Here is a 13,120-nt window from a genome sequence, read left to right as displayed (position 1 = left end):
GGAGAGGCTGCCCCTCAGCCCTCCAGTTCCTCGCGCAGCATTTCCAGTTCCAGCCATTGTTCCTCCGCCCCCGCCTTTTTGGCTTCGGCTGCCTCCAGCGCCTTGGACTTGGCCGCAAAGCCATTGGGGTCCTTGGTGTAGAAATTGGCATCGGACAGCGCCGCATTGAGGCTGCGGATTTCGGCGTCCAGCTTGTCGATGTCCTTGGGCAGGGTCTCGAGCGCGTGCTTTTCCTTGAAGCTCAGCTTGCGCTTGGCGCTGGCCTGCGGCGCCGGCGCGTCGGCCTTGGGTTTTTCCGCCTTTGGCGCTTTTTCGACCACGCGGGCCGAAACCCCGGCGCCGCGCTGCGCTACCATGTCGGAATAGCCGCCGGCATATTCGGTCCAGCGGCCATCGCCTTCCGCCATGATTACCGAGGTCGCCACCCGATCGAGAAAATCGCGGTCATGGCTCACCACCACCACGGTGCCGGCATAATCGGACACCATTTCCTCGAGCAGATCGAGCGTTTCGAGGTCGAGATCGTTGGTCGGCTCGTCGAGCACGAGGAAATTGCTGGGCAAAGCCAAAGCCCGCGCCAGGGCCACGCGGGCCCGCTCGCCACCCGAGAGCTTGCCGATCGGGGTATTGGCCTGTTCGGGGGTGAACAGGAAGTCCTTCATATAGCCGACGACATGCTTGGATTCGCCGTTGATCTTGAGCGTATCGCTGCCCCCGCCGGTCAGCGCATCGCGCAACCGCGTCTCCGGGTCGAGCCGCGCCCGCCCCTGGTCGAGCATGGCCAGTTCCAGCGCCGAGCCCAGTTTGATGCTGCCGCTATCGGGTTCCAACAGCCCGGTCAGCATCTTGATCAACGTCGTCTTGCCGGCCCCGTTCGGCCCGACAATCCCCACCCGGTCGCCGCGCAACACGCGGGTGGAAAATTCCTTGACGATGGCCCGGCCGCCAAAGCTTTTCGAAACGTTCTCGGCCTCGGCCACCAAAGCGCCGGAGGTGCGGCCCTCGCTTACCGCCATGGTGACATTGCCGGTGGCGCGGCGTTGTTCGCGCCGGTCCTGTCTCAACCCCGCCAGCCGTTCCAGGCGCCCCACATTGCGCTTGCGCCTTGCGGTCACGCCATAGCGCAGCCAATGCTCTTCGCGCACGATCTGGCGGTCGAGCTTGTGGCGGTCTTTTTCTTCCTGCTCCAACACCTCGTCACGCCAGCCTTCAAATGCAGAAAAACCCTTCTCGATACGGCGGGTCACGCCGCGGTCGAGCCAGACGGTCGAGCGGGTGAGGTCGGCGAGGAACCGCCGATCATGGCTGATCAGCACCAGCGCCGAGCGGATCTGGCTGAGTTCATCCTGCAGCCACTCGATCACCGGCAGGTCGAGATGGTTGGTGGGCTCATCGAGCAGCAGCACGTCCGGCTGCGGCGCCAGAACCCGCGCCAGTGCAGCGCGACGCCCCTCGCCGCCCGAGAGCGTCTTGGGGTCTTCCGTGCCTGTCAGCCCCAGCGCCTCGAGCAGATATTGCGCGCGATAGGGATCGTCGCCCGGCGCCAGCCCAGCTTCCACATAGGCCAGCGTCGTGGCATGGCCGGTGAGGTCGGGCTCTTGCGGCAGATAGCGGATCGTGGCGCTTGGCTCGGCGAAGCGCACCCCGGCATCGTGCTGGATCAGCCCGGCGGCGATCTTGAGCAGTGTCGACTTGCCCGAACCGTTGCGCCCGACCAGGGCAATCCGTTGCCCCGGCGAGACGATCAGTTCCGCCGCCTCGAGCAATTGCGTGCCGCCAAAAGTCAGCTGGATATTCTGGAGCGAAAGAAGCGGGGGCGCGGCCATGCACAATCCGGGAGAAAACCTGTCCGCCGCGATAGAGCATAGCGGCCCCCGCGGATCAATCGGCAGGCCGATAAAAGAAAAAGGCCGGACAGGACGTTGAGGATCCTGGCCGGCCCGGGGAGACGGCAGCAGCAAGCCCCGTCGTTACAGCGTCCGACCCACAGGCCCCAAGGGGTCGGAAGCGCCATGACCCCTATCAACCATGACTAAACTTGATTGTCAAACTCATATTTGAGTTTTGTTGTCAGATTTTCGATCAGGCTGCGGAAATCGCCGCCACGCTCTCGCTGACCGCCTCTGCCGTGGTGATGCCCAGCCGCTCGCGGATCGAGCGCTTCTTCTTGGCCAGGTCGGCAATGGTATGGCGGCTCAACACTTCGAAGAAGGCGCCCAGCGCCTCACGCAGTGCACTATTGAGATCGCATTCCCCGATCAGCGGGCAGTCGGCCCCATCTTCGAAGCACTCGGCCAAAGCGAAGTTCTCTTCGGTCAGACGCACCGTTTCCAGCAGCGTGATCTGCTCGGCCGGCTTGCCCAGCTTGATGCCGCCATGACGTCCGCGCACGGTCTGCAGGAGCCCGTTTTCCACCAGCGGCTTGATCAGCTTGAACAGGAACAATTCGGAGATGCCATAAGCCCGCGCGATTTCGGCGACACGGCTCAGGCCCGGCTCGTTCACGGCGCAATAGACCAGCGTGCGGATGGCATAGTTGGATTGGCGGGTCAGTCTCACGAGGCAATATCCTGTTGCAGAGGGCTACGCGGCATCCGCGTTTTCGTCTTGTTGCCCTCGTAACTTATAACCATTCTAAAAAATGTCAATTAATCCTGAAGCGCCCAATCATGTTTTTCACCGCGCAAAGCGGCACACGGCACACTGGACAGCGTAATAAGTTCACAATATGAACTTATCTGGGGAGAGGTGACCAGGTGAGCAAGACGATCACGCGCGCCGATTTGAGCGAGTCGGTAGCCCAGAGGGCGGGCCTGTCGAAGGCCGAGGCAACACGGCTGACCGACCGAATGTTCGAGATCATTGGCGAGACGCTGATGCAGGGTGAAACGGTCAAGCTTACCGGCTTTGGCTCGCTTCAGGTCCGCGCCCGCGCCGAACGCATTGGCCGCAACCCGCGCACCGGCAAAGAACACACCATCTCCCCCCGCAGCACCGTCGTGCTGACCCCCGGCCAGCACCTGCGCCAGACCCTCGACGACCTCAAACGGTAAGCCCGTTCGCGTTCTTGCAGATCATTTCAACTGCGCTGGCAACAAGCACCCTGTCGCCCTCGGGCTCGACGCCAGGGCGTGTCGGCGAGCCACCACGCAGCACTGGAGTCTTTTGGGCCAGAGGAGGCGGCCATTGCCTTTGGCAGCATCGCACCGCAAACGCGATGCGGCCCCTCCCCCTCCTTCAGGGGGAGGTTGGGTGGGGGTATGCAGCGCCCTCAAGCCTAGGGACGATGGACCTCATTTCCAACGAGCCGAGCGGCTCGGTTGGAAATGATGCCACTTCACCAGCGGCGCAAATGCGCCACAGCCGGCCCTTAAGCCGTCAGGCCCGTGCCGTTCTCGGCATCGCGGTCGAACTGGCCATTGCGGCGGAAGCGCCACATATAGGTGGGCAGGACCGTGTCCATGCTCTTGGGCGCAATGCCGAAGGCCTCGATCCCGCGCTTGTCCTTGATCGCCGCTTCGGAGACGACATTGTCGACCCCGAGCAATTCGATCTGGTCGGCGGTGACAAGCGGCTTGAACGGCAGGACGCCAAGCAGTCCGGCACCGAGCTTGGCGAGCCCGGCGGGGACTGGGACCAGCGGGCGATTGCGGCCGGATTCGCGCAGCACGCGCTGCATCAACGCCTTGTGCGTTTCGACATCGGGACCACCCAGCTCGTAGACGCGTCCACCCTTGACCGCACCTTCGGCGGCCTTGGCCAAAGCTTCGGCCACGTCACCGACATAGATGGGCTGCAGCAGTGTATCGCCGCCGATCAGGGGCATGAACGGCAACACGCGGGACAGTCCGCCCATGAGATTGGTGTAGCCGTCGTCCTGCCCGAAGATCAGGCTGGGACGCAGGATGATCGCATCCGCAAAGGCTGCCAGCACGGCAGCTTCGCCATCGAGCTTGCTCTTGGCATAGGCGCTGACTTCAGCCGCCTTGTCGACGCCGAGCGCCGATAGATGCACCATTCTGGTCGCGCCGGTGGCCTTGGCGGCACGTGCAACGGCACCTGCGCCCTCGACATGCACGGCTTCGAACCGCTGCTTGCCGCTTTCATGACCGATGCCGACCAGATTGATGACGATGTCGGAACCGACAACGGCGCGCTGGATCGAGGCCTCGTTGCGCAGATTGGCCTGGATGGGCAGCACCTGGCCGACGCTGCCGAACATGCGCACGTCACCGGCCAGATCCGGACGGCGCACCGCCACCCTGACGCGATGGCCCTGGCGCGCCAGCAGCTGCACCAATTGCGTGCCGACAAATCCCGAACCACCGAAGATGGTAACCAGCTTGGGGGCGAGACGATCCATGGTGGGCTCCAGGTCATGCGGTCGATATCGCCCGCTTCTAGCGCACTGGCCGCGCCGCTGTCGAGCCTTGCCGGAAGGGGCTTCACTTATGTCGCGCGCGTCCTCATCGGACACGCATTCATCTTTCGTTCATAACGCGGTCATCTCTGCGGATTGTGCGCCGGACTGGAGGCGATATTTGGTGGCATCAGACCACTTACCCACAGGTCAATTGGTCATCGCACAAGGATTTTCACAAGACCCGCAAATCCGCATTGACATTGCGGCTATGGCCCCCTAGTTACACGGCCGTCGCCCAGATGGCGGAATTGGTAGACGCGCACGGTTCAGGTCCGTGTGCCGCAAGGCGTGAAGGTTCGAGTCCTTTTCTGGGCACCAATTTTGCAAGAAAGCCGCGCAGCCTCAATGGCTTGCGCGGCTTTCTTGTTTTTGGCCCCGCAGCGGCTCGGCGGCCTATTGCGGTAGGCGCCGCCGCCCCAGCCGCGCACCGACAAACCCGATCAGCAGCGATGCCAGCACCGCGATCAGCAATGGCCAGTGGCGCACTTGCGCGAACACCGTGGTCGCCAGCTTCTGGTGCGGCCGCACATCGAGCGCCCCCATCTGCCCCGGCACCAGCTCGGCGGTGATCCGCCCCAGCGGATCAGTGGCAAAAGTCAGCCCGGTATTCGCCGCCCGCAACAGGCTCATCCCCTCTTCCACCGCCCGCAACCGCGCGTGGTGGGCATGTTGAGCCGGCCCGATCGAACCATCGAACCAGGCGTCATTGGTGACATTGAGCAGGAATTGTGCGCCCTGCACATCGCCGAGATCGCCTGAAAAGATGATCTCGTAGCAGATCAGGACCAGCATCGCCGGGGTATTGGGCACGCTCATCAACCGCCGCTTGGCATCGCCATGCGACCACCCGTCGGCCCCCGGCACGAACTGGGTAATACCGATCTGCTTGAGCAGGTCGGCAAAGGGCAAGAATTCGCCGAACGGCACCAGATGCGCCTTGTCATAGCTGGCAATCACCTCGCCATCGGTGTTGACGGCGATCACAGCATTATAGGGCGGCTCGCGCTTGGTGCCGACCTCAAGACTATAGGGTTGGCGCGGCACGCCGGCGAGCAGCACGGTCTGTTCGGGCAGCATGCGGGCAATGCGCGCCAAGGCGTCCGGATAGGTGGAGAGGAAGAACGGCACGCTCGATTCCGGCCACACCAGATGCGTGATATCGGCCAAACCCTGGTCGTTCGGGTTCATGCGCATATCCGACAGCATCAGCAGTCGGTCGATCAGCGCTGCCGCATCGACATTGCCGAAATCTGCATGCTCATAGACCAGCGGCTGCACCAGCCGCAACGTTATGTCCTGCCGCTCCGTCGCGGTGATTCCCGCCAACCGGTTCCAGCCATAGCCAAGTTGTGCCGCAATCACCGCCAGCGCCAGGAAGAACGGCGCCAACCGCCGGCTTAGCGGCCTGTCATCGGCGGGCCACACCAAAGCAGGCGTCATGGCGAGGAGAGGCGCCAGGAATGTCAGGCCATAGACACCGATCACCGACGCCAGCTGCATCATTTCGTCGGTGCCGGTGAGCGAATAGCCCAGAAGATCGAAGGGGAAGCCGGTCAAGACATGCCCGCGCGCAAACTCGGCAACGGTGAGCCAGCCGGTCAAGGCAAAGATGCGCGCCGCGCCATGGCTCCAGGTCAGATGCGCCAGTGCCGAGGCGAGGCCCCAGAACAGCGCGATCATCGCGGCCAGCGCGGCGATGGCCGGCGGCATGGCTGCCAGGACCCAGCCGCCATCGACGAAAAAAGCCGCCCCCAACCAGTGGAAAGCCACGAGGAAATACCCCCAGCCGAAGGCAAAGCCGATGGTGAATGCCGGCCCGAACAAGCGCCGCCACCCGCGCCGCCGTTCAGCGCCGTCAAGCGCCCAGACCCAGATCGGCATGGCGATGAACAAGGCTGGCAGAATGAAGAAGGGGGGAACCGAAAGCCCGGCGACCGCCCCCGCGACGAACAGGAGCACAAAGCGGCGCCAGCCTTGGCTAAGCATGGTGAAATTGGCCAGCCAGGTCATGCGCGGATGGGGAGCGAATCAGAGGTCATGCCGCAAGGTGGTCGCGCGCGGATGAGGCGTCAAGGCGGTGGACTTGGGCCCGGTGCAGGGCTAGGAGTGCTGGACAATATCGCAGGGCTCGTGATGGGCCCGCCGGCCCTCAAGCCCCGGCCTCACGCAAAGGCCAGTCGCCGCAGGGCCAGGGAGTTTGCGCCTTGAGTGATGATGTCGTGCCGCAGCCGCTGACCCTTGCCATCGACACGGCCGCGCCGCGCCTGCAACTGGCCTTGCTGCGCTGCGACGGCCGGGTTGATACGCTGGTCGAGGACATCGCCAAAGGTCATGCCGAGCTATTGTTCGCGCGCGTCGACACGCTTCTCACGCGCAACGGCGTCATTTATGCGCAACTGCAACGCATCGCCACCACCACCGGGCCGGGCTCGTTCACCGGCCTGCGCATCGGGCTCTCGGCAGCCCGCGGCCTGGGCCTGGCCCGCGCCATTCCGGTACTTGGCATACCCAGCCTGCTTGCACTCTCGCTCGGGGCCTCCTCGGGCCCGGTGACGGTGCTGCTCGATGCCCGCCGCGACGAAGCCTATTTCGAAGCCTTCCCGGCCCCGGGCCGACGCGCCGAGGGCCCGCGCCTGCTGCCCATGGCCGAGGCGCGCGCCGCCATTGTCCCCGACTCGACGCTCATCGAGTCCCCCTTTGTCGATATCGGCGCCATGGCCCGCTTTGCGGCCACAGCCGACCCGGCCGACTATCCACCCCACGCCGCCTATGTGCGCGATGCCGATGCCAAGCCGCAGGACGCCTCGCGCATTCCGAGGCGCCAGCCATGATCAAGCTCTGGATGGCACCGGCGGGCCTGCATATCGAACCGGGGGAATCCCAAGATGCCAAGGACCTGGCACGCATCCATGCCCAGAGCTTCTTCCGCGGCTGGCCCTCCGAGGAGTTCACCCGCTTTCTCGACGACAAGGCGACGCCCATCTACATCGCCTGCGATGCCAAACGGCGTATGGCCGGCTTTGCTGTTATCCGCACCGTTCTCGATGAATCCGAGCTCTTGAGCATCGCCGTTGATCCCAAATGGCGCGGCAAGGGCCTGGGGCGAGCGTTGATGCAGGCCGTGTTCGCCGATCTCATGCTGTCACCGGCCCGGCGCATGTTCCTCGAGGTCGACGAACAGAACATGGCAGCCATCCGACTCTACGAAAAACTTGGCTTTGTGCGCATTTCAACACGCAAGGGCTATTATCCCCGTCCTGACGGGTCTGCAGCCACTGCGCTTGTCATGGCGCGCGATCTTGGGTAACCCCAAGACAAATCCTCAGACAAGGAGCGATGGCTTGAGCCGGAACCCTTCCGAACCGACGCTCGAAGAGGCCTGCGTGCAGCGCGGCATGCGCATGACCGATCAGCGCCGCGTCATTGCCCGGGTGATCGAGGACAGCTCCGATCACCCCGACGTCGAAGAACTCTATCGACGTGCTTCCAGCATCGATGCGCGCATTTCGCTGTCGACCGTCTATCGCACGGTCAACCTCTTCGAAGAGGCAGGGCTGATCACCAAGCACGATTTCAAGGATGGTCGCGCGCGGTTCGAACTGATCCCCGACGAACATCACGACCACCTGATAGACATTCGCACCGGTAAGGTCATCGAGTTCCGCAATGAGGAGATCGAGGCCATCCAGGAGCTGATTGCCAAGCGCCTGGGCTACCGGCTGATCGACCATCGCCTCGAACTTTATGCCGTACCCCTCACCGAACCGTCGGGTCCCAAGGCCGACTGAGAATGCTGTTCCGCTCGCTGTTTTTCATCTTCGTCCTCGTGCCGTTCCTGATCGTGGTAATCCCGCTTCAGGCATTGATCGTGGCGCTGCGGCTCCCTTTCTGGCCGATATTGCCGCGCCTCTTTCATAAGCTGGGCTGCAAGTTCCTCGGCCTGCGTGTGACGCTCCTCGGCGAACCCTCAACCGGGCGCCCCACGCTGCTGGTCTCCAACCACATCTCCTGGACCGACATCGTGGCCATCGGCTCGGTGGCCGATGTCACTTTCGTGGCCAAGCGCGAAGTCGGCGACTGGCCCTTTGTCGGCCTGATGGCCAATCTGCAAAAGACCATATATGTCGATCGCACGCGCCGCACCGATGCCGGGCGTACCGCCCAGGCCATGGGTGCGCATATGGCCAGCGGCAATGCGGTGCTGCTGTTTGCCGAGGGGCAGTCCGATATCGGCACCCACGTCCTGCCATTCCGCTCGGCGCTGGTCGGCGCTGCTCAGCACGCCATGATCGAGGCCGGTGCCACCGATGTGCTGATCCAGCCGCTCACCATTGCCTATACCAGGCTGCAGGGCCTGCCAGTCAGCCGCAATGAGCGTTCGCTGATCGCCTGGATCAAGTCGAAATCGGTCGGGCAGAATATCAGCGAAATCCTGGGGGGCCCGGTCAAGGACGTCACCGTTGCCTTCGGCACGCCGATGCCGCTTACCGCCGGCAGCGACCGCAAGGCCGTGACCAAGGCGGCGGAACAGCAGGTGCGCGCCATGCTTGTCGCCCTCAACCGCACCGGCACCCTGCCCGCGCCGACGGCACAATCGGAGCAAGTTTAGCGGTTAAGCCTAACAGGCGACTTCGCTTTGCCGTTAACGGTTCATTATCTATGTGTGGCTCCATCGCAATGGAGCGCAACATGACTTTTCAGCTCGTCATCATCTGGGCGTTGGTGATCTCGGTCACGGTCTGGTTCTTCCGCGACGAACGTCAACGCGCGGCCCGGCGCCTCGAAGAACGCGCGGCCCATTTCGCCTCCGCTCCGGCCTATCGCTACCACGCCCCGGTGGCGCAGACGACGTCCCCAGAGATGGCCCGCCGCACCGCCGGCCTTTCGGACACCCAACGGCGCTATTTCGAAGAACTGGCCCGCCAGGGCCAATAGGCAAGGCTCAGGCCTCGTCTTGAGGTGGCGCCAGCCGCTGCTTCAGTCGCCCAACGATATCGGCAGCCTTGACCAATAGCGCCAGGTCGACATCCTCATCGGTCATTGCTGCATTGCGGTCGGTCCACACCGGGACGAGTATTTCATGCTGCTGGTCGCGGCCGCCTATGGTTTCGCTCAGCACCGCCCTGACTTTTCCAGTGATCCGGTCCGAGAGGCTGGGGTGGGCATGGCGTTCAGCCACGGCAATATCGATGAGTTCAATAGGCATACTTGGCTCCAGTGGAGCCCCCAATGGACACAGTGGTCCGCGGAAGTTCACGGGTCGTTAACCCGCGACACCGCCAGAGGGTTCTCCACAGGCGAAAACAAAAGACAAATCAGCCCGCCCGTTTGAGCCGGCAAGGCGGGCGAAATGAGGCGCCAATCAGACTTTCCACGATCTTGGGTGCGACGAGACGCAAAAAGTCTGCCGGCTTCACCTGAAAAAAGCAGGGCGCAACGCCCTGTCGCGGCCGGCAGAACACTCTACACCCGGACGGCGTGCTCCACCCGTCCATTGTCGCCGAACACCCTGATATAGCGCTCGATTTCGGACGTGTCGCCGGTGGCCTTCGCTGGATTGTCCGAGAGCTTTACCGCCGGGCGACCATTGGCCTCACTGACCTTGGCGACAATGGAAATCGGCTTGAGGCCCGGATTGGGGCCAGGCGCACAATCCTCGAAATCATTGGTCAGATTGGTGCCCCACCCGAAACTCATCCGCACCTTGCCGTCGAAATGCAGATAGGCTTCCTCGATCATGTCGACGTCGAGCCCATCTGAAAAGATCAGCAGCTTCTCCTGCGGATCGCGACCGCGCGCCCGCCAGAAATCGATGATCTTTTCGCCGCCCTCGATGGCCGGCGCGCTGTCCGGACGGAAGCCGGTCCAGTCGGCGACCCAGTCCGGCGCGTCGCGCAGGAAGGCATCCGTGCCGAAGGCGTCGGGCAGCACGATCAGGAGATTGCCACCATAATAGCTCTTCCAGTCCTGCAATACGCGGTAGGGCGCTTCGCGCAGCTCCTCGTCTGACCGCGCCAGCGCCGCCAACACCATCGGCAGCTCATGGGCATTAGTGCCCAAGGCCTCCAGATCGGTATCCATGGCCAGCTTGACATTGGACGTGCCGGTGAAGTTCTCGCCGATCCCTTCCTTCAGAGCCTCGACGCACCAGCGTTGCCAGAGGAAGGAATGCCGCCGCCGTGTTCCGAAATCGGAAATCTTGAGGTCAGGCAGCTTTTGCAGCCTTTCCACCTTCTCCCACATCTTGGCCTTGGCGCGCGCATAGAGCACGTCGAGCGCGAAGGGACCGTAGTGCTTGAGCGCCGCGCGCGAACGCAACTCGTTGATGATCGCCAGTGCCGGAATTTCCCACATCGTCGTTTCCACCCAGAGCCCGGGGAATTCGAGGATGAACTGGCCATCGCGCTTTTCCAGCCGGTATTCGGGCAGTTGGAAATTCTCCAGCCAGCGCAGGAAGCCGGGCTGGAAGATCTGCTTGGAGCCGTAGAAGGTGTTGCCGGCCAGCCAGATCATTTCCTTCTTCGAAAAGCGCAGGCTGCGACAATGGTCGAGCTGGGCCCGCAATTCGTCGATATCGATCTCTTCGGCCAGTCGCACAGATCTGGTGCGATTGATCAGGCTGAACGTCGCTTCGACCTTGGGATAGAGCCCCCAGATCATCTGCAGCATCAACAGTTTGTAAAAATCGGTGTCGAGCAGGCTCCGCACGATCGGGTCGAGCTTGAAGGTATGGTTGTAAACCCGCCGCGCAATATCAGTATAAGTCGCCATTGCAATCCCCACGTCGCCCCGAGGTTGTAGCGCGCGCCGCCGCGCAAAGGAAAGCCGCCCCGCGCCTCAGGCGTCCAGTTGAAAGCGCTCGAAGCGGTTAAGTTCGCTATCGATGGCAATCCTGGTCTCCTGCCCGACCTCTTCGAGCCAGCTCCATTTCTGCACCAGCACCTTGCCCGCCTGCCGATCGGTCTTGAGATCGATTGCAGCAACGACGCGATCATCGACGACGACCGGCAGGGCGAAATAGCCATAGCGGCGCTTGGCCGCCGGCACATAGGCCTCGAAGATGTGGTCGTAATCGAAGAACTGCTTGAGACGCTTGCGCTGGATAATAAGCGGATCGAAGGGCGAGAGGATGTGCACGCGCCCGCTCGCCTGCAGCGGCGGCGCCTCGAGCGCCGCTGGCGTGGTCCAGTGCGACACGGTCTCGACACCGTCCAGCGACACCGCCACCAATTGCCGCCGCTTCACCCGGGCCTCGATGACTTCGCGCACTGCCGTCTTGGCGCGGGCATTGAGATGACAGATGGAATCAAGACTGACGACGCCCTGACTGCGCAGCGCCCGATCGAGCAGATAGTTTGTCACCTGCCGCTCGGTGGCCGCCTTGGGGCTCGTCTCCCAGCCGAAATGCCGCTCCACCAGGTCATAGGTCTTGAGCATGCCGTCGCGCCCCGAGATCGCCACCAGACCCTGATAGAACATCAGTTGCAGCACGCGCTTGGAGGGTTTGCGGCTGGCCCAGAGATGGGTCTTGTCGACCAGCTCGTCATCGTCGATATCGCGGATGGAAAGCGGCCCCTGCTCGCGCAGGCGCTTCTTCATCGCCGCAACCTCCGTCTTGGTCACCGAACCGAACCAGGCGCTCGGATTGGTGCGATAGGCCTTCATCGCCGGCACGAAGAACGGCAAATCCTCGACCGGCACGTAGCTCAGCGCATGCGTCCAATATTCGAAGATCGACTTTTCCGCCGATTGCAGCTGGCCCAGATCGGCGCGCGCATAGTCGGGAATGCGGGAAAACAGGATATGGTGGTGACACCGTTCGATGACGTTGATGGTGTCGATCTGCACATAGCCCAGATGCGCGATGGCCTTAAGCGTTGCCTGCGGACCCGCACCGAAGGGCGCAGCCTCGTCCAGCCTTTGCGCACGCAACCAGAGCGCACGGGCCGCAGCTTTCGACAAAACAGGCGCAGGCTTTGCCACGATTGATTCCCCTTGCAGATGCGAGAACAATAGAGGAACGGCGCTGAGACACCAACCCGGAAACAACCAATAAAAAAGCGGGCCCGCAGACCCGCTTTTTCAAAATCTGAATGCCTGGCGGCTCACTTGGGCGCCAGCACCATCACCATCTGGCGGCCTTCGGAGCGCGGCTGGCTCTCGACCTTGGCAATGGCCTCGGTCTGCTCCTTGACCTTGATCAGAAGCTGCATGCCCAAATCCTGGTGGGCCATTTCGCGGCCACGGAAACGCATGGTGACCTTGACGCGGTCGCCTTCGTCCAGAAAACGCTGCACGGCCTTCATTTTGGTCTGGTAGTCATGGTCATCGATGTTCGGCCGGAGCTGAACTTCCTTGACCTCGATCACCTTCTGCTTCTTGCGCGCTTCGGCGGCCTTCTTCTGCGCCGCATATTTGTAACGCCCAAGATCGAGCATCTTGGCCACGGGCGGATTGGAATTGGCGGCGATCAGGACAAGATCAAGACCTTGTTCCTGCGCTTCGGCCAGCGCCTCGCGGGTGCGTACGATGCCCCGGTTTTCCCCTTCAGCATCGATCAGCTGAACGTCGGGGCTGGTAATATCCTCGTTGGCAAGCGGCCCATCTTTCTGGGGCGCCACGGGTCTCATGGGACGGCGAATGGCAAGCTTTCCTTATGCTATTGTGCCAGGGGGTGAAATCGGCCTTAAAATCGTG

Annotated in this window: 14 protein-coding genes and 1 tRNA gene; 7 read left to right on the top strand and 8 right to left on the bottom strand. The window is 62.7% G+C overall.

The window, feature by feature from the left end; all coding sequences use genetic code 11:
* Nucleotides 1–14: 14 nt before the first annotated feature.
* Both BGO80_RS06435 and rirA read right to left on the bottom strand, forming a co-directional pair.
* The gene (locus tag BGO80_RS06435; RefSeq protein ID WP_286720132.1) at nt 15–1,826 is read right to left on the bottom strand and encodes an ABC-F family ATP-binding cassette domain-containing protein; all 1,812 of its coding nucleotides are present in this window, start codon (nt 1,824–1,826) and stop codon (nt 15–17) included.
* A gap of 256 nt (nt 1,827–2,082) precedes the next feature.
* Nucleotides 2,083–2,559, bottom strand: a complete 477-nt coding sequence (gene rirA / locus BGO80_RS06430) for an iron-responsive transcriptional regulator RirA (protein WP_126149862.1) — start codon at nt 2,557–2,559, stop codon at nt 2,083–2,085.
* Between the two features lie 197 nt (nt 2,560–2,756).
* Here rirA and BGO80_RS06425 point away from each other — a divergent pair, with 197 nt between their 5' ends.
* Nucleotides 2,757–3,053 carry an integration host factor subunit alpha gene (locus BGO80_RS06425; protein WP_286720129.1) on the top strand — a complete coding sequence of 99 codons (297 nt, stop codon included), beginning with the start codon at nt 2,757–2,759 and terminating at the stop codon, nt 3,051–3,053.
* A gap of 317 nt (nt 3,054–3,370) precedes the next feature.
* Here BGO80_RS06425 and BGO80_RS06420 read toward each other — a convergent pair whose 3' ends face one another.
* The gene (locus tag BGO80_RS06420; RefSeq protein WP_286720126.1) at nt 3,371–4,363 is read right to left on the bottom strand and encodes a complex I NDUFA9 subunit family protein; all 993 of its coding nucleotides are present in this window, start codon (nt 4,361–4,363) and stop codon (nt 3,371–3,373) included.
* Nucleotides 4,364–4,656: 293 nt separating this feature from the next.
* Here BGO80_RS06420 and BGO80_RS06415 point away from each other — a divergent pair.
* Nucleotides 4,657–4,741, top strand: a tRNA-Leu gene (locus BGO80_RS06415).
* Between the two features lie 75 nt (nt 4,742–4,816).
* Here BGO80_RS06415 and lnt read toward each other — a convergent pair.
* Nucleotides 4,817–6,433 carry an apolipoprotein N-acyltransferase gene (lnt, locus tag BGO80_RS06410; RefSeq protein ID WP_286720124.1) on the bottom strand — a complete coding sequence of 539 codons (1,617 nt, stop codon included), beginning with the start codon at nt 6,431–6,433 and terminating at the stop codon, nt 4,817–4,819.
* A 194-nt stretch (nt 6,434–6,627) separates the two neighbouring features.
* Between lnt and tsaB the strand changes: the two genes are divergently transcribed.
* From tsaB to BGO80_RS06385, 5 genes are all read left to right on the top strand, one after another.
* Nucleotides 6,628–7,254: a tRNA (adenosine(37)-N6)-threonylcarbamoyltransferase complex dimerization subunit type 1 TsaB gene (gene tsaB / locus BGO80_RS06405; RefSeq protein WP_286720121.1), complete on the top strand. Its 627-nt coding sequence runs from the start codon at nt 6,628–6,630 to the stop codon at nt 7,252–7,254.
* A complete protein-coding gene (gene rimI, locus BGO80_RS06400) occupies nt 7,251–7,730 on the top strand; it encodes a ribosomal protein S18-alanine N-acetyltransferase (protein WP_286720119.1) in 480 nt (159 codons plus the stop codon). The genes tsaB and rimI overlap by 4 nt, the downstream gene beginning before the upstream one ends.
* Before the next feature lie 88 nt (nt 7,731–7,818).
* On the top strand, nt 7,819–8,211 hold the full coding sequence (locus BGO80_RS06395) for a Fur family transcriptional regulator (protein ID WP_286720745.1): 393 nt from the start codon (nt 7,819–7,821) through the stop codon (nt 8,209–8,211).
* Between the two features lie 2 nt (nt 8,212–8,213).
* Nucleotides 8,214–9,032 carry a lysophospholipid acyltransferase family protein gene (locus BGO80_RS06390; protein WP_286720117.1) on the top strand — a complete coding sequence of 273 codons (819 nt, stop codon included), beginning with the start codon at nt 8,214–8,216 and terminating at the stop codon, nt 9,030–9,032.
* Nucleotides 9,033–9,112: 80 nt separating this feature from the next.
* Nucleotides 9,113–9,358, top strand: a complete 246-nt coding sequence (locus BGO80_RS06385; RefSeq protein ID WP_286720115.1) for a hypothetical protein — start codon at nt 9,113–9,115, stop codon at nt 9,356–9,358.
* 7 nt (nt 9,359–9,365) lie between these two features.
* On the opposite strand, the gene BGO80_RS06380 is transcribed toward BGO80_RS06385, so the two are convergent.
* The 4 genes from BGO80_RS06380 to infC form a co-directional block, all read right to left on the bottom strand.
* Nucleotides 9,366–9,629 carry a hypothetical protein gene (locus tag BGO80_RS06380; protein WP_286720112.1) on the bottom strand — a complete coding sequence of 88 codons (264 nt, stop codon included), beginning with the start codon at nt 9,627–9,629 and terminating at the stop codon, nt 9,366–9,368.
* Between the two features lie 257 nt (nt 9,630–9,886).
* A complete protein-coding gene (gene pncB / locus BGO80_RS06375; RefSeq protein WP_286720109.1) occupies nt 9,887–11,194 on the bottom strand; it encodes a nicotinate phosphoribosyltransferase in 1,308 nt (435 codons plus the stop codon).
* A gap of 66 nt (nt 11,195–11,260) precedes the next feature.
* Complete coding sequence (locus BGO80_RS06370; RefSeq protein ID WP_502686548.1) at nt 11,261–12,409, bottom strand: winged helix-turn-helix domain-containing protein; 1,149 nt, start codon at nt 12,407–12,409, stop codon at nt 11,261–11,263.
* A gap of 119 nt (nt 12,410–12,528) precedes the next feature.
* On the bottom strand, nt 12,529–13,065 hold the full coding sequence (gene infC / locus BGO80_RS06365) for a translation initiation factor IF-3 (protein ID WP_126149872.1): 537 nt from the start codon (nt 13,063–13,065) through the stop codon (nt 12,529–12,531).
* Between the last annotated feature and the right edge of the window lie 55 nt (nt 13,066–13,120).

The sequence above is a fragment of the Devosia sp. 63-57 genome, from assembly GCF_001899045.1.
Taxonomy (GTDB): domain Bacteria; phylum Pseudomonadota; class Alphaproteobacteria; order Rhizobiales; family Devosiaceae; genus Devosia; species Devosia equisanguinis.
Note: the sequence above shows the minus strand (reverse complement) of the source record. Positions and strands in the feature narration are given on the sequence as shown.

What these genes read in the sequence shown, in the direction of transcription:
- rimI (WP_286720119.1), top strand. Translation starts at nt 7,251, where the DNA reads ATGATCAAGCTCTGGATGGCACCGGCGGGCCTGCATATCGAACCGGGG.
- pncB (WP_286720109.1), bottom strand. Translation starts at nt 11,194, where the DNA reads ATGGCGACTTATACTGATATTGCGCGGCGGGTTTACAACCATACCTTC.
- BGO80_RS06435 (WP_286720132.1), bottom strand. Translation starts at nt 1,826, where the DNA reads ATGGCCGCGCCCCCGCTTCTTTCGCTCCAGAATATCCAGCTGACTTTT.
- BGO80_RS06420 (WP_286720126.1), bottom strand. Translation starts at nt 4,363, where the DNA reads ATGGATCGTCTCGCCCCCAAGCTGGTTACCATCTTCGGTGGTTCGGGA.
- BGO80_RS06385 (WP_286720115.1), top strand. Translation starts at nt 9,113, where the DNA reads ATGACTTTTCAGCTCGTCATCATCTGGGCGTTGGTGATCTCGGTCACG.
- lnt (WP_286720124.1), bottom strand. Translation starts at nt 6,433, where the DNA reads ATGACCTGGCTGGCCAATTTCACCATGCTTAGCCAAGGCTGGCGCCGC.
- BGO80_RS06380 (WP_286720112.1), bottom strand. Translation starts at nt 9,629, where the DNA reads ATGCCTATTGAACTCATCGATATTGCCGTGGCTGAACGCCATGCCCAC.
- BGO80_RS06390 (WP_286720117.1), top strand. Translation starts at nt 8,214, where the DNA reads ATGCTGTTCCGCTCGCTGTTTTTCATCTTCGTCCTCGTGCCGTTCCTG.
- BGO80_RS06395 (WP_286720745.1), top strand. Translation starts at nt 7,819, where the DNA reads ATGCGCATGACCGATCAGCGCCGCGTCATTGCCCGGGTGATCGAGGAC.